Below are 19973 nucleotides of genomic sequence, written 5' to 3'. Positions count from 1 at the left end.
TGATCCTTCTCGTCGCGCGGACGGATTACCGCATGTACAGGCCGCCGTTGATGTCCCAGCACGCTCCGGTGACCGACGCGGCCGCCGGAGACGCGAGGAGGGCCACCGTCTCGGCGATGAAGTCGGGCGACCCCAGTGTGCCCACCGGGATGGTGGTGAGAATGGCCGCCAGCTTGTCCGCGGGCACCGTCTCGCGCACCACCGGGAGATCGAGCGGTCCCGGGGACACCGCGTTGACGGTGACACCCGACGCCGCGAGCTCCCGGGCGAAGACCTTGGTCAGCGTGCCGACGCCGCCCTTCGCGGCTGCATAGTGGGCCCCGGTCGCCGTGCCGCCGTTCTGGCCGGCCAGGGAGGCGATGTTGACAATGCGCCCGTAGCCGCGCTGCGCGAAGTAACGTCCGAACACCTGGCAGCCGAGGAACGCACCATTGAGGTTGATCTCGACGATGTCCGAGAACTCCTCCGGCGCAATGTCCATCAACGAGCCGGTCTGGGATCGGCCGGCATTGTTGACGAGCACGTCCGCCCCACCCCAGAGGTCGACGACCTGGTCGCGCAGGGACTCGAAGTCGGTCTTCTTCCGGACGTCGAGGGGCGCGGCGACGGCGCTGTTCCCGGAGGCATCCAGTTCCGCCGCGGTCTCTTTCGCTGCGGCCTCGTCGATGTCCGCGACCATGACCCGATATCCGCGGTCGTGCAGCTGACGGGCGATGGCGGCGCCGAGTCCGTGTCCGGCGCCCGTGACTACTGCGACATGATCCATGTCGAACTCCTTGTCGGCTGGGAAGAGGGAGAAGCTCAGAGAAGGTAGCCGGACGCGTTGACCGCAGCCTGCGAGTTGACGAGCCGGATGACCTTCAGGTCCAGCCGCGGCCCGGTGTCGGTGTAGCGGACGCGGTGCGTGACGTCGGCGGCGAGAGTCTGCTGTTCGTCGCGCTTGAATCCGACGAGGATCTGCGCGGACCGCAGCGTGATCGAGTCGTCGGTTCGCTCCTCGACCGTGAAGCGGGACACCGTGCGGACCGTCCGGGCTGCGGCCAGCGCGGACATGGAGTAGCCGGACGTCAACCGTTCGATGCGCATGCGCCGCATCCGGGTGTCGTCGTTGACCATGTTCAGCGAACCGTCGAAGTCGTCGGTGTCCGGGTCGATGGGAATGACGTACCGGCCGCTGTCGGTCCAGAGGGCGTCCCAGCTCTGGTAGTCCTTGGCGTCGAGGAGGGCCGCTTCGTGCCAGACGAGTTCGATCGCCTGCAGCACCCGGGTGTCGGACAGCTGGGCGGTCATGAGGTCAGTGCTCATCGTTCATCATCTTCTTCCACATTGCGTACGCCTCGCGCATTCCGGTCTCGTCGGTGACGTGCGAGGTGCGGTGTCCGTTGCTGTCGAGCCCCTCCCGACCCAGGCCGCGGTTCACCATGATCGGCATTCCGGGGGCACCGCGGGATCCGCGCTGAACCCGGTCCCACGCCTCGGAATCGTCGGGACTGCCGAAGCCGAACGGGCCCTGGAAGTGTTCGTGGATCCGGAGACGTTCCCGGTTGACGATCTCCGGTCCGCCGTCCATGCCGAGGGCGATGTGCCGGATCTCGGTCTCGTCGACCGAAATGGGGCGCAGCACGCGGAAGAACGACATCGACATCGCGACGTTGGGGAAGATGTTGAGATTGAACCCGGCTCCGTGCATCGAGCGGACGATGCGGCGAACCTTGTCGGCGGGCATCGTCTTCGACAGTTCCTCGACGATGTGGTCGAAACGCGCCTGAATCTTCTCGCTGCCGTCGTCGTGGTCCAGGTCGACGTGTTCGGGGACCATGATCGCGACGCTGTGGCCGTTTCCGAGCGCGTGCGTCACGGCGTTGTCGTCGGTCATGAAGGAGAGCATGTCCGCCGTCTCGGCGTCCACGGACGACATCCAGGAGCGGTGCACGATCGGGAAGTGGTAGCCGTCGGTGGTGTTCTCCAGCTGGATCTTCCAGTTCCCGCGGAACCGGAAGCAGTGCTCGCCCTGGGTCTTGATCGGGTAGCCGGCACCCTGCTTCATGAACAGGTCGATCCACACCTTCGCGTCACCGAGGAAGTCGTCGAGGGGTTCGACGTCGGGATTGAAGCTCGCGAAGATCATCCCGGCGTACGACTCGACCCGCAGGCTCTGCAGGGGCAGGTCCTTCTTGTCGAGGTCCTCGTCGTAGCCGTCGGGGTAGGGGATCCCGCGGAGACGGCCGTCGAGGGCGTACGACCAGCTGTGGTACGGGCAGGTGAAGCCGTTGGCCTTGCCCTTGGGCACCTCACACACGCTCGCCCCGCGGTGGCGGCACCGGTTCAGCAGGACGTTGAAGTTTCCCTTGCGGTCCCGGTTGACGATCACCGGTTGCCGGCCGATGGTCGCCATCTTGTAGCTACCGGCCTCGGGGATCTCGCTCTCATGGGCAACCCACACCCAGGTGCGGTAGAAGATCTTCTCCAACTCGGCCTCGAACATGTCGGGGTCGGTGTACAGCGACCCGGCAACCCGGTCGTCGGCGGCGAGGTCCGCGAAGTGGGTGCCGGTGGCGGTGGGATCCAGTGAAGTGGTCATCACGTTCTCTCTCAATTCGATTCGAACAGTCGTGTCGGCTCGTCGAGGCGAGTCACGAACAGCTTCTCGGTCGTGAAGTGCTTGATTCGGGCGGTACCGCCCTGAACCTCACACTCGGCGGTGACACGCGCGACGAGCAGTTCGGACGATCCGTCCTCGTAGGTGGACAGCTGTTGCATGATCCACCGCCCCCGCGCCGGGGTGCCGTCGACGTCGATCTGCGCACTTCCGAGGAGGTGCACGTTTCTGCGGAAATGCGTGCTCGGGGGCAGATACTCGGCGAGCATCCCGATCACGGCGCGGCGGCCCACCCGCTTACCGAACTTGCCGGAGTAGGCGCTGCCGATTCCCTCCCAGACCGCGTCGTGAGTGAAGAGCGACGCGAGCTCGTCGAGCGAAAAGTTCACGGACGGAACGTCGCACAACTCCATGTAGCGGCACATCACGCGGTGAACGGCCTCGCGTCTCTCGATGCACTCGGTCAGGGCCGCCGACTGCATTCCCATCACACGCCGAGATCGACGTCTTCACGGACGGTGAGCGCACGACCGATGCGGGCCTCGATCTTCGCGTACCGCCACAGCGTGTACTCGCCCACCTGGGTGGTGCGGAAGAGGTTGCAGACGGCCTTGACCGTCTCCTGGGTGTCGACGTCGGCGAGGATGTAGCAGGTCCAGGGCCAGCCGTCCGACGGCCCGACCATGTGGCTGTCATCGTCGATATCCCCGATCACCCGAACGCCGGGCGTGTCGGCCACCGCGTCCATCATTCCGGAGAACGCCTTCCACACCAGCCCGCCTTGGCCGGTCGGGAGGTCGAAGAAGTTCTGGTTGATGCCGATGCAGAACAACACTCGCAGTGGTGCGGTCATGGCTGTGCTCCTGAAGAGGTGAGTGGCGGGAGAGTTCGGTCGATGCTCAGATGAAGCCGGGGAAGGGCGGAATGTCCATGAGTACTGCCCCGGCGCTGTCGTAGATGCCGTCCCCGAGGAACGCGTGCTGCGGTGGGACCAGGGCCTCGCGCATGTAGCGCTGCATCGCGTTGCCGTCGTAGATCGCGCCCGTGCCCGACAACTGGAACGCGGTGTGGACGGCGGAGGCTCCCGCCTTGGCCACGTGTGTCGAGGACAGCCGGAGAAGCGCCGCAAGCCGGTCCGGGACCGGATCGCCGGCGACAACCGTGGCGTACGCCTCGTCGGTGACCTCGTAGAAGAAGGCGCGAGCCGACCGCAGCGTTGCCTCGGCCTTCGCGAGGTCGATGCGGTAGTACGCCCGATCGGCGAGCTTGGGCGCCCCGGTGATGCCCGTTCGTCCCGCACCGACCTTGATCGCATAGTCGAGGGCCGCACGTCCCACGCCGAGATTGACGACGGCGAGAACCTGAGCGGCGTAGGCGATGGAGGGATAGCGGTAGAGGGGTTCGTCGACGGTCGGGGTTCCGCCTCGGATGAAGGTCCAATCCTCGGGCACGACGACCCCGTCGACCTTCAGTTCGTGGCTCCCGGTTCCGGACAGACCGACGACGTCCCAGTTCTCGACGATCTCGACGTCCTTCGGCCACAGCAGCGCGGTGCGCGGTTTTCCGGCGGTGGACTCTCCGCCGCGGATTCCGACACCGAGAATGTCGGCGCCCTTGCAGCCGCTGGCGAACTTCCACTGCCCGGTGATCTTCACACCGCCCGGCACCTGTTCGGCGGGCTGGACCGGGAACAATCCGCCTGCGAAGACGAGGTCCGGGCTGTCCTTGTACAGCTCCGCCTGCGTGGCGAGTGGCAGTGCCGCCAGATAGACGAGGGCGGAGCCGAAGCTCGCGACCCAGCCCGAGGAGGCATCCACCGCGGAGATGCGTTCGATCATCCGCAGAAACTCGCTCGGCGGTAGTGCGTCGCCACCGAACTGGCGGGGCGTCGCCGCGCGATAGATGCCGATCTCCTTGAACTCGTCGATCATGTCGCGGGGCACGAACTTCTGGCGAGCGAACTCCTCCCGCCGCACAGCGACGTGTTCGAGGACGTCCTCGAACGACAGCCGTGTGCTCGCAGTGGTGTCCGTAATGTCCAGGGTCGGTGCGTTGGTCATCGAATACTCCGATCGACGCGAAGTAGAAGGGGTGTGGCGTGGTTCGTGTGACATTCACGCTATTGAGCCGGCCGGCCTCACTCAATCGGTGCTTCCCCCCGCGTGCGTGCAGAGATGTCGCCCCGGACTGAAGGAATTCCCTATCGCGTTCGGCGTCCGTCCGCTCAGTAGACTCGAATCGAGCCGAAGGAGGCTGCAGTGTCCGATCTCGCGCCGTCCGACTACGAACGACTCGTCGAGTCCCTCCGTTACTGCGTCCTGGTCCATGATGCGGCGACGAAGGACATCCTCTGGGCGAACAGGGCCGCATCGGAACTGCTCGAGTTCACGGTCGAGGAGCTCAAACCGCTCAAGGCGCCGGACATGAGTTCGCGTGCGAAGCGTTACCGGCGATCGGTGGGGCGACGATGGCTTCAGGAGGCGGTCGATCGGGGAGTCGCTGTCACCGAGTGGGCGTATCGCGCGAAGAGCGGGAGAGAGGTCCTGACCGAAGCGATCGCGGTGCGGGTCGAACTGAACACGAGGACCGTGGTGATGGTTCAGTTCCGCGACATCGAGCAGGAAGCCTCGATGCGCCGCGACCTCACCCGCACCGAGGCGGATCTCACCCGGACCGAAGCCCGGCTGGCGGCCTTTCTGCGGAACATGGCCGAGGGAATTCTGGTGCTCGACGACGACAGCCGGATCACGTACGCGAGCGAGGCGGCGTCGTCGCTCCTCGAGGTTCCGGTGGCATCGCTTGTCGGCGAGCGTTTCACGGAGTTCTGCCGGGCCGGACAGTCGCGGGAGAGTGTGCGACGCGCCCTCGAGCTGACGACCGCGGACGGCGGCTCGCAAGGCCTGCGCTACGAAGTCGAACTGCCGTCCGCGCAGCGCCGTTGGCATGCGGGTAGCTGCCAGCACATCGCCATCGAGAACGACCTGAGCGGCCACCTGCTGCTCTTTCACGACGTGACCGAACACGTCCACACCGAACAAGAGCACGAACGGGATTCGCAGTACCTCAACTACCTCGCCCGCTACAACGCGATGGGCGACATGGCGATGGCGATCGCTCACGAGCTCGCCCAGCCTCTCGCGGCCGCCACCAACTTCATCGCGGGAACCCAGAGCCGCCTCGACGACGGTGAGAGCCGCCGCGACGAGGTGAGTTGGGGCCTCCGGGAAGCGCGCAAACAACTCGACCGGGCCAATCAGATCGTGCGGAGCCTCCGCGAATACGTGACGCAACTCGAGGAGTCGCAGCAGATCGTCGATCTGAACGACATCGTCGACGAATGCGCGTACTTCATCGATATTCGGGCGCGGCAGAAGGGGGTTCGCGTCGAATACCTCCGTGCGAACACGGACGTGTCCGTCGTGTGCGAGCGCGTGCTCACCGGGCAGGTCGTCCTGAACCTGTGCTTCAACGCGATCGACGAAATGGCGGACTGGCCGCCTGCCGAGCGTGTCGTGACGGTCCGCACCGAGGTCAGGGAATCGGAGGGCGTCGTCAGCGTCGAGGACCACGGCAAGGGCCTCTCCCACATCCCGGACGGGCGAATCTTCGACGGCGCGTTCACGTCGAAGTCCACGGGACACGGAATCGGGCTGGCGCTGAGCCATCGCATCATCACCCGGCAGGGCGGCACGCTCGGTGCGCGGGAGAACGATCCGCACGGGGCCGTCTTCACGTTCACGTTGCCGGCCGGCACGAACCACTGACCGGGTGACCCCCACGCAGGTAAAGGTTTCTCGGCTTCCGCCGGGCTCGAACCGCTTCTAGCGTAGGGCGAAAGATCGCCGCGGCCCCGGAGGTATCTCGTGGACTATTCACATCATCATCGGACATTCCTGACCTGTTACGCCGACACGCACCGGTACGGGTGGCACCACGTCGACCTCTTCGTGCACGACGAGGACGGCAACGAAGTGAACTGGGTCCATTGGCAGACCCGCGAAGACGGACCGGACGGCGCCGACGCGGCCACTGCCCGCGTGGAGCCGAACCTGCGGCGGACCACCGACTGGCAACGCGGAATCAGCGCCGACGGCAGTGAACACTGGATCGCCGAGGCGGCGTGGGCTCAGTGAACCGGTGGATCGAATAGAACGCCGAAAGCCGGTCCGCCGACAAGAGGCGGACCGGCTTTCGAATACTGGAAGAGAGCTTACCGGACGCTCTCGAGCACGCGCTGGAACACGACCTTCCCGCCCAGCACGGTGGTGACGACCTGCATTTCCGGGATGTCGTGCGGGTCGGCGGTCTCGAGGTCGCCGTCGAGGATGCACAGGTCGGCCACCTTGCCGGGTTCGAGGGACCCCTTCCAGTCCTCGGCGAAGTCCTGCCAGGCCGCGTTGATGGTGTAGGTGCGGACGGCGTCCGCGAGTCCGATGCACTGATCGGGTCCGCTGACCACGCCGCTGGCCTTGCTCTCGCGCAGGACCATCGTCGAGATGCCCTGCCGCCAATCAGGCGGGGTGACAGGAGCATCCGAACTGCTCATCAGGTGGACCCCGGATTCGACGGCGCTGCGGTACGGCCATTCGTAGGCGGCGCGTTCGGCCCCGACCACCCCGACCTCGAGGTCGGCGATGGTCCACTTGATCGTCGGATTCATGTTGACTCCGATGCCGTTCTCGGCGAGACGCTTCAGGGTGGCCTCGCTGATGAAGTCGCCGTGAATGAGGTAGTGCCGGGCATCCTCGCGGGGGTGCGCATTCTGCGCGGCGATGATCGCGTCGGCGACGGTGTCGATGGCGCGGTCGCCGGTGACGTGCACACCGATCTGATGGCCGGCCTCGTGGCCGATGCGGATCATCTCGGTCACCTCGTACACCTGACGTTCGTCGGTGTCGCCGCCGACGCAGAGCGAACCGCAGCCGCCGCCGACATACTCCTCGTGCATCCACGCGGTCTTGCTGGGCGGGATGCCGTCGGCGAACACCTTCACCCCGAGCACCCGGAACATCCGCGGATCGGTGGTCTCCGGAACGCCGATCCCCACGAGGTTCTGCCCGAAATCCTCGGCAGAACCCGACATTCCGGTGGGCAGGAGGAGCAGGTTGACGCGGGCACCCAGTTCTCCGCGGCGGGCCAGGTCGGCGTACACCTCGAGGCCCTCCGCCCCCATCGCGCCACCGGCGAGGGCTTCGCCGCCGGGACCGATCGCAGGATCGGTGAAGCTGGTGATGCCTTCGCTCTGCAGGATCGAGATCGCGGAGCGGAGTGCCTCCTCGCGGCGCTCCCGGGTGAGGGTGGGAAGAACTCGCTGCACGAGGGCCTGCGCACCCTCCATGACGATGCCGGTCAGCAGTCCGTCGGCACCGACCGGCATGAGGCTGCCGGGCGGCAGCGGGGTCGTCTCGTCGACGCCGGCGAGAACGAGCGCCGCGCTGTTCACCCACGACGTGTGCCGGGAGAAGTCCTGCAGGAACACCGGGTTGTTCGGGGACACCTCGTCGAGGTCCCAGCGGGTCGGCGTACGTCCGGATTCGGCGAGGCACTCGTCGAGATAGCCGTCGTCCCATCCGGTTCCGATGATCCACGCACCGTCCTCGGCCGCTGCGGCGGCCTCACGCACGAGTTCGCGGACGTCGGCGATCGACCGGACCGTCGGGAACGACACGTCGAGCGAGAGCGGCGGTGTGTCCAGACCGTACGCGATGGCGTGCAGGTGTGAATCGTTGATTCCCGGGAGGACGGTCTTCCCGCCCAGGTCGGTGACCACGGTGTCCGGCCCGATCAACGCCTCGATCTCGGTGTCACTGCCCACCGCCTGGACGAGTCCGTCACGCACCGCCAGGGCCGTGGTGATCGTGAAGTTCTCGTCGACGGTGAAGACCTTGCCGTGGGTGTAGACGGCATCGGCGTAACTCATCGGTTCCTCCAGGTTGCTGTCGGGCAGAGCGGTCAGACGGCCATCGGCGCCATGCCGAGGATCATCAGTGCGGATCCCGCCGCCGCGGTCCTGACGCCGGACCGGCGTTCGCGGGGTGGGGTGGATCGAAAGAGGTGCAGTGCCAACAGGGCCCAGCACACGAGTACGGCCACGGGCAGCCAGCCCGTCGAGATTCCGGCGCCGCCGTGATGGTGGCCCGGCGGCACCGATGCCGACGCCGCCGGCATCGGTGCCGCCGTCGGAGCGAGCAGTAACAGCACTCCCATGGCCGTGAGGTCCACCGCGCAGGGGACGGCGGTCCGGCGGTGCATCGTCTCGCAGGTGACGAACAGAGCGAGGGCGATGAGGACACCACCCTCCAGCAGATGAATCCATGCCGGCGCACCGGGAATCATCATGGCCACCATGGACACCGCCATCGCGCCGTGCGCGATCCGGACCCTGCAGTCCGGGCCGTGCGCCCGCCACATCGGCATTACGGCGCCGACGGCTCCGACGACCATCGCCGCGTGCACGGCCGGGATCTCGAACATCGTCGGACTCAGATCGTGGGTGTGAGTTCGCGGTCACGCTCGACGCCGGCCCGGTTCTGTCTGGTGACCCGGGCGACGACCAGTCCGGCGACGAAGAACAGTGCGATGACGGCCAGCAGGATGTCGGCGAGCAGTGCCGACCCGCCGATCAGCGTGGTGAAGTTGTCGAGCACCAATCCGGTGACCGCCACCAGACCCCCGCAGCCTAGGACGGGAGCGATGCGGGTGTGCCAGATCCGGGTGTCCAGCCGGGTGCGGGCGAAGAACGCGATGATCGCGACGCTGGTGAGGACCATCAGCACCAGGATGCTCACGGTGGCCAGACCCGCCATCCAGGTGAACAGTTCCAGCACCGGGTCCGCGCCGACGAGGGCGAACACCCCCACGACCACCGTCGCGGAGATCGTCTGGGCGACCGAGCCGATGTGCGGGGAACCGTGCTTGGCGTGGGTGCGCGACAGTGCCCGCGGAGCGGCGCCCTTGCGGGCCAGGGCGAACACGTACCGGGAGATGGCGTTGTGGAAGGCCAGGAGCGCGGCGAAAAGGCTCGTGACCAGCATGATCGCCATCACATCGGCGGCGGGACCGCCCAGGAAGTGCGCGGCTGCGGCGAACGTCAGCCCGGCCGGGTCGTCGGCGGCGGCCGCGGCCACGTTGTCGCTGCCGAACGCGAGCACCACGGCCCAGCTCGCCAGTGCGTAGACCAGTCCGATGACGATGACGGCCGCGTACGTGGCGATGGGAATGGTGCGGCGCGGGTTGCGCGCCTCCTCGCCGTAGATCGCGGTGGCCTCGAAACCGATGAACGACGCGATCGCGAACATCAACGCGACACCGGGGGATCCGCTGAAGAACGACGTCGGGGTGAACGACGCGAAGTCGATGCCGGCGGCACCGCCCTTCACCAGCACGCCGAACGACAACGCGAGGATGATGCCGATCTCGAGCACGAGGAGAACCCCGAGGACCTTCGCGCCCAGGTCGATGCTGCGGTAGCCGAGCACGGCCACGAGGGCGATGAGAACCAGCGCCCACATCCACCACGGCAGGTCGGGTCCGCCGTACTGGACGACCAGGCCCTGGATGGTGGCGGCGGCCAGCCCGTAGACGGCGGCCTGGATTGCCGTGTAGGTCAGCAGGGCGAGGCCGGCGGCACCGAGCCCGCAGGATTCGCCCAGGCCCTTGGCAACGTAGGCGTAGAAGGCGCCGGTGTCGACCATGTGGCTGCTCATCGCCGCGTACCCGACGCTGAAGACGAGCAGGACGAGCGCCGCGATGAGATAGGCGCTCGGGGCGCCCGCGCCGTTGCCGATCGCGATCATGACGGGCAGCGCGCCGCCGATCGCGGTCAGCGGCGCGGCGGCTGCGATGACGAGGAAGACGATTCCGACGACGCCGATGGATCCGCGTAACTTGCCGGCCCCTCCGGTCGTGGTGGTGGTGTCAGACATCGGATCCTCCGTCGGAGTGGCAGCTGCTGCCCCCGGTCGAGCAGTGCTTCGACGCGGTGCGGGGGACGTCGAGGGCGGGGTTGCGGTCGAAGAAGCCGTTGGGCTTCAACGTGAATCCGGTGTAGTCGACGGGCATGATCGGCCAGTCCTCCGGGCGCGGGAAGTGGGTGAGCCCGAACGTGTGCCACACGACGACGTCCTCGTTCTCGAGTTCGCGGTCGCCGGCGACGAAGCTCGGCAGACCGGCGCCGCCCGCGTGCTGGTTCACGAAATCGCCTGCCGCGTACCGCTCCTTCTCGTCGAACTGGGTGACCCACAGGTGCTTGGTGGCGAACGTCGCCCGCGCCGCGATCGACGAGTCGTCGTCGGCCAGCAGGATCGGCTGGCCCTCCGGGTGGAGTGCGTACGCCACCGGCTTGCCCAGCCGGTTCAGCTTGTTCGGGTTGCTGATGTGCCACACGCGTCCGACGCTGTTGTCCGCGAGGCGCTGCGCCTCCGACTCCTTCGTCAGCGGGGTGCGCTCGAGGGTGAAGGCGTTCCCGTGCAGGTTGCCGGGACCCATCTTCACCCGCTTTGTCTGCACCTCCTCGACGGAGTTGCGGTCGCCGTCGATCATCATGTCGAGGCGGGCGCTGAACAGGTGCTGGTGGTACGGGGCGCCGAGGCCCGGTGCGATCTCCGAGGCGTACGGGTAGTCGCCGCCCGGGTGACCCGACGTGAAGACGACGCCGGTGGCCTTGACCTCGAACTCGATGGTGCCGTCGAGGTACAGGTACCAGAAGAAGCCGTAGTCGTAGTTGCCGATCGTGGTGAAGAAGGAGATGACGAGACGGCGCTGGCGGCGGGTCTCGGCGGAGCCGGCCCACAGGTCGGTGTGCTTCCACAGCACACCGAAGTCCTCCTCGTGCATGCACACCGCGTTCTTCAGCGTCTTGGGGCCGCCGAACTCGTCGGCGATGACGGCGTCGAAGTACGTGATGTCGCCGACGCAGTCGCAACCGAGTTCGAGGGCGTTCGCGTAGCGGCCCACCATGTATTCGCCGGTGTCGAAGTAGTTCTGCCACGACCGCACCGGGGAGGGGTCGCCGTAGGGCACCACCATCTCGGCGATGGACGCGCGGTGGATGATCGGGCGGACCCGGTCGCCGTCGGCGAATCCGAGCTGATGGAGGACGAGGCCTTCGCGGGCGTCGAAACCGACGCGGAACGACCACTTCTCCCAGTCGACGCGGTTGCCGTCGACGACGAAGCTGGGGCCCTCGGGCTGGGTGATCTCGATGGGCTTCTGCGTGGTGCGCAGCGGGCCGGTGACGGCGAGGTCGTCGAAGTTGCCGGACTCCTCGGGAATCGGGACGGCGCCGAGGTCCAGAACGTCGGTGACGGTCCGGTTCATGACGTCGACGAATCCGACGAGCCCGTCGATCGGGTGGGCCCAGGCATGGTCCTTCGGGTGGTCCTGGCGGAACGCGAGGCCGCGCAGGATCCGCTTGCCCTCTTCGCCCTCGTAGTCGAACACGCCGGCCGAGAGGGGAGCGACCCGGACGTCGGCGACGTCGAGGCCGCGGGCGGCGAGCGCGGCCAGCCAGCGGTCGTCGCCGGACAGGACCTGCTCGACGAGTTCGAACTCCTCGTCCAGAACCGGCATCTGACCGTCACGGGTGGCGTCGAGCACCACCGAGCTGATCACCGACCGCTGCGTCACGGACACCACGACGTCCACCGCGTTCGGTGACGAGATGTCGTGCAGCAGAACGCGGAATCGCCGATCGGTCTCGAGTGCCTCGGCCGTGTACAGCGTGGACTTGTCCGGTTCCTCGAGGCCGACGTAGACGAATCGCGTCTGCTCGGTCAGCGCGTCGGCGGCCTCGAGGATTTCGCGGAGGGATGCGATCTCTTCGACGGTCGGCAGCGACAGCGGGTGGTCGATACGCGCGGGGGAAAGGGTGGGCATGTCGCGATCCTTTGGTTCTACGGGTGTTGAATAAAAAGCTTAGTGACGTACGTTACAGCCGCGGTGCCCTCGTGTAAACAGTGAGTTTCCGCCCCGAACATACTGACCGTTCGGTCAAAAATCGGACTCTATCGGATTCCGGGACAACGATTTTGGTGGAGCCGCCGCCTCAGAGTGAGGCGACGAACTGCTCGAGCATCTCCAGCTGGCGTGCCGCCGACGTCTCGCCCGGTGTGAGGACACCGAGAATCTGCATGCCCATCATCATGTTCAGGAGTTGCTCCACCACGATGCTGACGTCGATGTCGCCGACGGTGCCCTCCGCGCGTGCCTGCTCCAGGAAGACGGCCATCTGCTCACGCCAGTTGTCCATCGTCCGGCGGTTGGTGGCGGCCATCTGCTCGTCGTACATGGCCCGAGGCCACAGCGACGCGGCGATCCGGGCTTCGAGGAGTTGCTCCTCGTTGATCGGCATCACTTCGCGGCAGAGGATGCGCAGGGCGTCCAGCCCGGTCGCGTCGCCGAGCGCCTCCGTGATCCGGCGATCGGTGGCCTCCGAGATGTGCTCGTACGACGTCCGGAGGATTTCGTCCTTGCCGGCGAAATAATGGCTCAGGGCGCCGTTGGTGTACCCGGCCTCCGTTGCGATGTCACGCATGTTGGCCGCGTCGATGCCGCGGGCGGCGATCAGCCGCCAGGCAGCGGCGGTGATGCTTCGCCGACGTTCGTCGTGATCCACGAGCTTAGGCACGACGCGTACCTGCCCCACCAGCGATCATGCGACCACGGTATCAATGAGCCCCGCCGAGATTGAGAACGACCACTCCCGAGACGACGAGACCCAGGCCGAAGATCTTCGTCGCGGTCAGCGGCTCACCGAGGAATGCGGCGCCGATCGCGACGATCGCCGCCGTCCCGAGCCCCGACCACATGGCGTAGGCGATCCCGACCGGCACCGTCTTGACCGCCTGCGACAGGAACACGAACGCGACAATGTAGCCGGTGAGGCACCCGACCGTCGGCCAGAGCCGGGTGAAGCCCTCGGTGGACTTCAGCAGACTCGTTCCGAAGACCTCGGCGGCGATCGCGGCAAGCAGGAACACGTACGGCATGGGGACAGGGAACCATGGCGGGAGCGGCGGAGCGTGCAGCGCCCCACCGCTCCCGACTGTGCCGATCTACGAGTACATGATGACGCCGCGGACGTTCTCGGCCCTCCGCATGGCCTCGTAGCCGTCGTTGATGTGATCGAGTGTGTATGTCCTCGTGATCATCTCGTCGAGCTTCAGCTGACCCTCCATGTACAGGCGTAGCAGATGAGGGATGTCGAACCGGATGTTCGCGTTGCCGAACCACGCGCCCTTGAGAGTCTTGCGCATCGCCGTCAGATCGAACAGGTTCAGATCGACGTCGTTCTGTGTGACGTCGCCGACCGACACGTGGACGCAGGTGCCGCCCTTGGCCACCAGGCTCATCGCCGGCGCGATGATGCGGCCACTCGCGTTCGCGACGGTGATGAGCACCTTGTCGGCCAGTTGGCCCCACGTCAGATCCTGGAGGAGCGGCAGCGCCTCGTCGATGCTCGCCGCCGTATGGGTCGCGCCGAAGATCTTGGCCTGCTCCCGCTTGAACTCCGACGGGTCGACGACCACGACGTGCCGGGCCCCGGCGAGCGCGGCGCCCTGAACCGCCCCGCACCCGACGCCGCCCATGCCGATCACCACGACCGTCTCACCGGCCTGGACGCCGGCGGCATACACCGACGACCCCCAGCCGGTGGTGACACCGCAGCCGACCAGGGCGGCTTTGTCGAGCGGAATGTCCTTGGTGATCTTGACGCACGACGCCTCGTTGACCACCGTGTACGGCGAGAACGTCCCGATCAGGCACTGGATCGCGGCGTCCTTCCCATGCACGTGATGCCGCGCCGTGCCGTCCGAGATCTGCCACCCTTCGAGCAGGTGGGCGCCCAGATCGCAGATGCTGGACTGCCCCGTCGCGCACTGCCGGCACCGGCCACACGCCGGGATGAATCCGAGAGCGACGTGATCGCCCTTCTCGACGCTGGTGACGCCCGGTCCGACCTCGAGCACGACGCCGGCGCCCTCGTGGCCGCCGATGAACGGGTAGTACTCGAGTGGCAGGCTGCCGTCCCGGACATGCTCGTCCGAATGACACATCCCCGACGCCGCCAACTGCAGCAGCACCTCTCCGTGCTTCGGTGGGTCGAGTTCCAGTTCTTCGATCTGCCAGGGCTGACCGGGCTCCCACAACACTGCGGCCTGAGTCTTCATCGCGTCTGCTCCTGTCCGGTGACGTCGATCCTGCGGGCGCTCAGAGGACGATCGTGACAACCTTCTCCTCGGTGTTGGCTTCGATTCCGGCCCAGCCGAGTTCGCGGCCGGTGCCGCTGGTCTTCATGCCGCCCCACGGCAGGGCGGGGTCGATGGGAGCCCACCCGTTCACCCCGACCGCTCCGGCACGGACCTTGCCGGCGAGGGTGTGGGCGTGCGACACGTCGCGCGTCCAGATGGTCGCGGCCAGGCCGTAGTCGGTGGCGTTGGCGATCGCGATCGCCTCGTCGGTGGTGTCGAACGGGATGACGGTGCCGACGGGGCCGAAGATCTCTTCCTTCGCGATCTTCATGTCGTTGTTCGCGTCGGCGAAGATGGTCGGCTGGACGAAGAACCCGTCCAGGTCGGGGCGGCCACCGCCGGCGACGACGCGGGCGCCCTCGCTGCGTCCGGCCTCGATGTAACCGAGGACGGCGTCGCGCTGCTTGGCGTTGACCAGGGCACCCATGGTGGTGGCCGGATCGAACGGGTCGCCGAGGACCTGGGCGGACGCGGCGGCGGCGAGACCGTCGACCACCTGCGAGTACAGCGACCGGTGCACCAGGATGCGGGTGCCCGCGGCGCAGACCTCGCCCTGGTTGAAGAACAGCCCCATCGCGGTGCCGTTCAGAGCAGCCTCGAGATCGGCGTCGGGAAGGATGATCTGTGGGGACTTGCCGCCGAGTTCGAGGGTGGTCCGCTTGAACGTGTCGGCGGCGCGCTTGGCGATGATCCGGCCGACGCGGGGGCTGCCGGTGAAGCTGATCTTGTCGATACCGGGGTGGGCCGCGAGCGCGTCGCCGGCGACCTCGCCCAGTCCGGGCACGATGTTGACGGTGCCCGCGGGAAGTCCGGCTTCCACCAGGAGGTTCGCGAGGTGCAGGATCGACAGCGGTGCGTCCTCCGGCGGCTTCACCACCAGGGTGTTCCCGGCGGCGAGCGCGGGGGCGATCTTCCACGCCGAGATCATCAGCGGGGTGTTCCACGGGACGATCGCGCCGATCACGCCGACCGGTTCGCGGACGGTGTACGAGTGGGTGGGCTGGCCGAAGTAGCCGGCGGTCGGGATGGACTGGCCGGTGATCTTGTCGGCCCAGCCGGCGAAGTGGCGGAACGTGCCCGCGGCCATCGGGATGTCGAGCATGGTGGGCTGGCCGACGGGCTTGCCGACGTCGAGGGCCTCGAGCCGGGCGAGGAGTTCGCCGTCGCGTTCGATCAGGTCGGCGATCTTGTTCAGGATTCGTCCGCGGGCGGCGCCGGGCAGTGAACCCCATTCACCGTTCAGTTGCGAGCGGGCGGCCCGGACGGCGTCGTCGATGTCCTGGGCGGTGCCGGACGCGATCTGGGCGAGGGGGCGACCGGTGGCCGGGTTCAGATCCGTGAACGTTCCGCCGCCCGACGCCGCGCGCCACTGCCCGCCGATGAACAACTCGGTCGCGGTTCCATCAGGAAGTCCTGTGGCACTGACGTTCTCGTGTACTGCGGTCATGGCGTCAACTCTCCCGGTGGTGTTGTGATGGCTGTCACAAGGATGCGCGCGGGATCGTGGCGTCGTCTTGCACGAGCGCGCACGCTTGTTGCTCGTATGCGCACCGATTCTTCGCCCGGGCGGTGAGTCGCGGTTTCCTGACAGTAAACAGCGCTGTTACGATGCGGAAGTGACGACTCGACCAGAGACCGGGATTCACCGCGACACGGGAGACCCAGCGCCCGTCGAGCGAGAGGTGCCGTCCGACACGCCGACCGGCCCCGATCTCGAGAAGGTGATCGCCAGGCAGGTCCGGTCGCTCCGCAAGGCCAGTGGACTGTCCGTCGGCGACATGGCGGCCAAGGTCGGTATCTCGAAGGCCATGCTGTCGAAGATCGAGAACTCACAGACCTCGTGCAGCCTGTCGACGCTGGCGCGTCTCGCGGCCGGGCTCGACGTGCCCGTGACCTCCCTGTTCCGGGGTGCCGACACTGCACGCGACGCCGTGTACGTCGAGGCAGGCCACGGAGCGGTCATCGTCGGGCGGGGCACCCGGGTGGGGCATCACTACGAACTTCTCGGCGCCCTGCGCGGGCAGCACAAGCGACTCGAACCGGTACTGGTCACGCTCACCGACTCCAGCGAGACGTTTCCGCTCTTCCAGCACGCAGGCACCGAACTGCTCTACATGCTCGAGGGCGTCATGGTTTACGGGCACGGCGAAGCCGAGTACACACTGCGGCCGGGTGATTCACTGCTCCTCGACGGCGAAGGTCTGCACGGTCCCAACGACCTCGTGCGGTTGCCCATCCGGTTCCTCGCGGTCACGGCGTACCCGGACCATCACGAGGACTGACGACGGCAAAATCGGGATTTCGACCTTTCTTCACCCCCGCGCCGGCGCGTAGAGTGGCGGATGGTTCGAAAGGTCGTGGTTCCCGTGATAACGACAGTTCAGATAGCGTCCGACGGCAAGGCTGCGCTGCCCTTCGACCGCCTCGAGCCGGTTCACCTGGCCACCGCGGGCGCGATCGGCCTCTACTATTTCGACTACGGGACCGATGCGCGGATGAACCCGAACGATCCCGGCGATTTCTACGTCGTTCAGATTCCTCTGTCGGGTACGGCCCGAATCACCTCTGGCGCAGAGGAGTTCGATTCGACGATGTCGGTCGCGTCGATTCTGCAGCCGGGCCGCCCGGCAACCATGCAGTGGCACGAAGGGCAGACCCAGCTGATCATCCGACTGGCGCGCCGAAACCTCGAGGAGCACTTGCAGGAGATTCTCGGGACTCCACTGAGCGAACCCCTGCGGTTCGAGACTCAGATGGAACTGGAAAGCCCCCCTGTCCGTGGGTGGCGGGAGGCAGTCGAACTTCTGGAGCACGAAGTGGCGAATCATGCCTCCATTACTGCCGATTCGGCCGCAATGGAGGAATTCGACCTGATCGTGCTGAGCCAGTTCCTTTCCGCTCAGCCGAACAACTACAGCGCGAGGCTTCGGAATCTGGCGCAGAGGTTGACCTAGCTGGAACACAGGCAGTGGCCCTGCCCCGCGGAATGCTGCGGGGTGGGGCCACCGTCTGTGCCGGACGCTGGATCAGGCCTTGGCCGGGTCCACCGCCCTGGTGGTGATCGCTTCTGCGCCGAGCACCGCGTCGGCGCCGTGCTTCGAGGCGCCGGTGAGTCCGACGGCGTCGAGCACGTATGCGGTCTCGCCGTGAACGGCCACGTCGAGGCCGTCGTACTCGCTTTCCTGGTCGGCCCGGATGCCCATGAACTTCTTCAGTGCCAGGGCGATCACCAGCGTGATCACGAAGCTGTAGACGAGAACGGCTGCCACGGCGACACATTGGCGCCACAGAACGTCGAATCCGCCGCCGTAGAAGAGTCCCGCTGCGCCGCTGGGGGCGGCCGGATCTGCGAGGAATCCGATCAGAACGGTGCCGAGGATGCCGCCGACCAGGTGCACGCCGACGACGTCGAGTGCGTCGTCGTAGCCGAGTCGGTACTTCCAGGAGACCGCGAAGCAGCAGACGGCGCCGGCCGCGGCTCCGACCACCAACGCGCCGAGGGGGGAGACCGCGCCGCAGGCGGGCGTGATGGCGACCAGGGCGGCGATCAGTCCGGACGCGGCACCGAGTGAGGTGGCCCGGCCTTCTCGCATCTTCTCGACGACCAGCCACGCGCAGATGCCTGCGCACGACGCGGCGACGGTGTTGAGGATGACGACGGACGCGCTGTTGCCGGCGGACAGCGCCGAGCCGCCGTTGAACCCGAACCAACCGAAGAACAGGATGCCGGCTCCGAGCATGGTCAGGGGAAGGCTGTGCGGGCGCGGCGAGACGGGGAACGTCTTGCGGGCCCCGAGAACCAGGACGACGGCGAGAGCGGCAACGCCCGCGTTGATGTGCACTGCCGTGCCGCCGGCGAAGTCGACGGCGCCGAGTGTATTGGCGATCCATCCGCCGATCACCGATCCGTCCTCGGAGTCGAACGCGAACACCCAGTGGGCGACGGGGAAGTAGACGAACGTGGCCCACAGTCCGGCGAACAGCATCCACGCACCGAACTTCATCCGGTCGGCCAGCGCTCCCGAGATGAGTGCCACGGTGATGCCGGCGAACAGGAGCTGGAATCCGGAGATCAGCGCGGGCGGGAGTCCGGGTTCGGCCGGCGCCTCCAGCAGTGAGCTGGAGCCGAAGAATTCGAGCGGGTCGCCCAGGATGCCGAGACCGCCGAGGGAATTTCCGAGAACGGCCGAGTAGCCGAACACGATCCACAGCACGCCGACGACGGCGAACGCGCCGAACGTCATCATGGCCATGTTGAGCGTGTTGCGCACGCTGACCATCCCGCCGTAGAACATGGCCAGGCCCGGCACCATGAGGCTCACTGCCGTGAAGGCCGCCAGAATCCAGGCGGTATCGGCCGCAGCGACTGCTTCGTTCATAGTCGTCCACCTTGATCGAGGATGGCAGGACACATGTAGCGTCCGCCGTTGGGAATCAATGTCTATCGTCAGTGAACCAAAGTGGAGATTGCGAAAATAGTACGCCGCGTGACGAATGCGTAAAGGATTGATGTACCCGTTCGTTGATAAACAAAGTATCGTGACAGTGGACCATCTTGATGAGGAGAATCTGTGACCGCAGTGCGCGAGGCCCGCATCATCCGTCGCGCGGATCGCCGGAACACCCCGTGGGCGAACGGTGCGGGGACGACCGCGGAGATCGCCACCGGTGCCGCGTCCCGGTGGCGGTTCAGCGTCGCGACGCTCGACGGGAGTTCGACGTTCTCGCCGTTCCCCGAGGTGGACCGCATCTTCACGGTGATCGGCGACCACCCGGTGTCCCTCGACTTCGGCGGTGCCCCGACCGAGATTCGGCGCCTCCGTCCGACGCCGTTCGCCGGTGAACGCGGTCCCGTCTGTGCGGCGGCAGGGCCGACCGAGGCGTTCAACGTCATGGTCCACCGGTCCACGACCGCCGCCTCGGTGGACGTCGTCGACTTCGGGCCCGTCCACGAGGTGGCCGCCGACGGTCGGGTCGCCGTCCTCGTACTGGTCCTGGACGGACGACTGACGACCGACCTCGGACCGGTCGACGCCGGCGACTGCCTCCTCGTCGAGCAGGGGTCGGTCGGCACGTCCGGACCCGCGACGGTCGTGATCGCCGAGATCCTCGACCGCAGGTGA

The 19973-nt window shown here is 66.8% G+C and carries 20 protein-coding genes; 5 read left to right on the top strand and 15 right to left on the bottom strand.

Annotation, left to right across the window (positions count from 1 at the left end):
* Window positions 1–25 precede the first annotated feature (25 nt).
* The 6 genes from RJ1_RS17660 to RJ1_RS17635 are packed head-to-tail and all read right to left on the bottom strand — an operon-like array spanning window position 26 to window position 4659.
* Window positions 26–766, bottom strand: a complete 741-nt coding sequence (locus RJ1_RS17660; RefSeq protein ID WP_073362037.1) for an SDR family NAD(P)-dependent oxidoreductase — start codon at window positions 764–766, stop codon at window positions 26–28.
* A 35-nt stretch (window positions 767–801) separates the two neighbouring features.
* Window positions 802–1305: an aromatic-ring-hydroxylating dioxygenase subunit beta gene (locus RJ1_RS17655; RefSeq protein ID WP_073362035.1), complete on the bottom strand. Its 504-nt coding sequence runs from the start codon at window positions 1303–1305 to the stop codon at window positions 802–804.
* The gene (locus RJ1_RS17650) at window positions 1295–2581 is read right to left on the bottom strand and encodes an aromatic ring-hydroxylating oxygenase subunit alpha (RefSeq protein ID WP_073362033.1); all 1287 of its coding nucleotides are present in this window, start codon (window positions 2579–2581) and stop codon (window positions 1295–1297) included. The genes RJ1_RS17655 and RJ1_RS17650 overlap by 11 nt, the downstream gene beginning before the upstream one ends.
* Before the next feature lie 11 nt (window positions 2582–2592).
* On the bottom strand, window positions 2593–3087 hold the full coding sequence (locus tag RJ1_RS17645; protein WP_240319899.1) for a nuclear transport factor 2 family protein: 495 nt from the start codon (window positions 3085–3087) through the stop codon (window positions 2593–2595).
* Complete coding sequence (locus RJ1_RS17640; RefSeq protein ID WP_073362031.1) at window positions 3087–3452, bottom strand: hypothetical protein; 366 nt, start codon at window positions 3450–3452, stop codon at window positions 3087–3089. Before RJ1_RS17640 ends, RJ1_RS17645 begins: the two co-directional genes overlap by 1 nt.
* A gap of 46 nt (window positions 3453–3498) precedes the next feature.
* Window positions 3499–4659, bottom strand: coding sequence for an acyl-CoA dehydrogenase family protein (locus tag RJ1_RS17635; protein ID WP_073362029.1), 1161 nt, complete (start codon window positions 4657–4659; stop codon window positions 3499–3501).
* Between the two features lie 198 nt (window positions 4660–4857).
* On the opposite strand from RJ1_RS17635, the gene RJ1_RS17630 reads away from it, so the two are divergent.
* Together RJ1_RS17630 and RJ1_RS17625 are read left to right on the top strand one after the other, a co-directional pair.
* Window positions 4858–6363 carry a sensor histidine kinase gene (locus RJ1_RS17630; RefSeq protein ID WP_073362027.1) on the top strand — a complete coding sequence of 502 codons (1506 nt, stop codon included), beginning with the start codon at window positions 4858–4860 and terminating at the stop codon, window positions 6361–6363.
* 99 nt (window positions 6364–6462) lie between these two features.
* Entirely contained in the window at window positions 6463–6732 is a 270-nt protein-coding gene (locus RJ1_RS17625; RefSeq protein WP_073362025.1) for a hypothetical protein, read from the top strand.
* 77 nt (window positions 6733–6809) lie between these two features.
* On the opposite strand, the gene RJ1_RS17620 is transcribed toward RJ1_RS17625, so the two are convergent.
* The 8 genes from RJ1_RS17620 to styD all read right to left on the bottom strand — a co-directional run bounded on the left by RJ1_RS17620 (window position 6810) and on the right by styD (window position 16297).
* Window positions 6810–8519 (bottom strand): amidohydrolase, encoded by a 1710-nt coding sequence (locus tag RJ1_RS17620; protein WP_073362023.1) that lies wholly within the window; start codon window positions 8517–8519, stop codon window positions 6810–6812.
* Between the two features lie 32 nt (window positions 8520–8551).
* The gene (locus RJ1_RS17615) at window positions 8552–9073 is read right to left on the bottom strand and encodes a DUF5134 domain-containing protein (protein ID WP_073362021.1); all 522 of its coding nucleotides are present in this window, start codon (window positions 9071–9073) and stop codon (window positions 8552–8554) included.
* 8 nt (window positions 9074–9081) lie between these two features.
* The gene (locus RJ1_RS17610) at window positions 9082–10524 is read right to left on the bottom strand and encodes an APC family permease (protein ID WP_073362019.1); all 1443 of its coding nucleotides are present in this window, start codon (window positions 10522–10524) and stop codon (window positions 9082–9084) included.
* Window positions 10517–12475 (bottom strand): primary-amine oxidase, encoded by a 1959-nt coding sequence (locus RJ1_RS17605; RefSeq protein WP_073362017.1) that lies wholly within the window; start codon window positions 12473–12475, stop codon window positions 10517–10519. Before RJ1_RS17605 ends, RJ1_RS17610 begins: the two co-directional genes overlap by 8 nt.
* A gap of 169 nt (window positions 12476–12644) precedes the next feature.
* Window positions 12645–13214, bottom strand: coding sequence for a TetR/AcrR family transcriptional regulator (locus RJ1_RS17600; protein WP_073362015.1), 570 nt, complete (start codon window positions 13212–13214; stop codon window positions 12645–12647).
* 52 nt (window positions 13215–13266) lie between these two features.
* Entirely contained in the window at window positions 13267–13587 is a 321-nt protein-coding gene (locus tag RJ1_RS17595) for a DMT family transporter (protein ID WP_073362013.1), read from the bottom strand.
* A 66-nt stretch (window positions 13588–13653) separates the two neighbouring features.
* Complete coding sequence (locus RJ1_RS17590) at window positions 13654–14769, bottom strand: NDMA-dependent alcohol dehydrogenase (protein WP_073362011.1); 1116 nt, start codon at window positions 14767–14769, stop codon at window positions 13654–13656.
* A 40-nt stretch (window positions 14770–14809) separates the two neighbouring features.
* Window positions 14810–16297: a phenylacetaldehyde dehydrogenase StyD gene (gene styD, locus RJ1_RS17585; protein WP_073362009.1), complete on the bottom strand. Its 1488-nt coding sequence runs from the start codon at window positions 16295–16297 to the stop codon at window positions 14810–14812.
* Window positions 16298–16466: 169 nt separating this feature from the next.
* Here styD and RJ1_RS17580 point away from each other — a divergent pair, with 169 nt between their 5' ends.
* Together RJ1_RS17580 and RJ1_RS17575 are read left to right on the top strand one after the other, a co-directional pair.
* Window positions 16467–17132 (top strand): helix-turn-helix domain-containing protein, encoded by a 666-nt coding sequence (locus tag RJ1_RS17580; RefSeq protein WP_073362007.1) that lies wholly within the window; start codon window positions 16467–16469, stop codon window positions 17130–17132.
* Between the two features lie 60 nt (window positions 17133–17192).
* Window positions 17193–17804: a cupin domain-containing protein gene (locus RJ1_RS17575; protein WP_073362005.1), complete on the top strand. Its 612-nt coding sequence runs from the start codon at window positions 17193–17195 to the stop codon at window positions 17802–17804.
* 72 nt (window positions 17805–17876) lie between these two features.
* On the opposite strand, the gene RJ1_RS17570 is transcribed toward RJ1_RS17575, so the two are convergent.
* Window positions 17877–19229 carry an ammonium transporter gene (locus tag RJ1_RS17570; RefSeq protein WP_073362003.1) on the bottom strand — a complete coding sequence of 451 codons (1353 nt, stop codon included), beginning with the start codon at window positions 19227–19229 and terminating at the stop codon, window positions 17877–17879.
* A 192-nt stretch (window positions 19230–19421) separates the two neighbouring features.
* Between RJ1_RS17570 and RJ1_RS17565 the strand changes: the two genes are divergently transcribed.
* Window positions 19422–19973: a HutD/Ves family protein gene (locus tag RJ1_RS17565; RefSeq protein ID WP_073362001.1), complete on the top strand. Its 552-nt coding sequence runs from the start codon at window positions 19422–19424 to the stop codon at window positions 19971–19973.

Origin of the sequence: Rhodococcus jostii NBRC 16295 (genome assembly GCF_001894825.1) — a bacterium.
Lineage (GTDB): Bacteria > Actinomycetota > Actinomycetes > Mycobacteriales > Mycobacteriaceae > Rhodococcus_F > Rhodococcus_F jostii.
The sequence above is the reverse complement of the archived record's forward strand: the minus strand, read 5'-3'. Positions and strand labels throughout refer to the sequence as shown.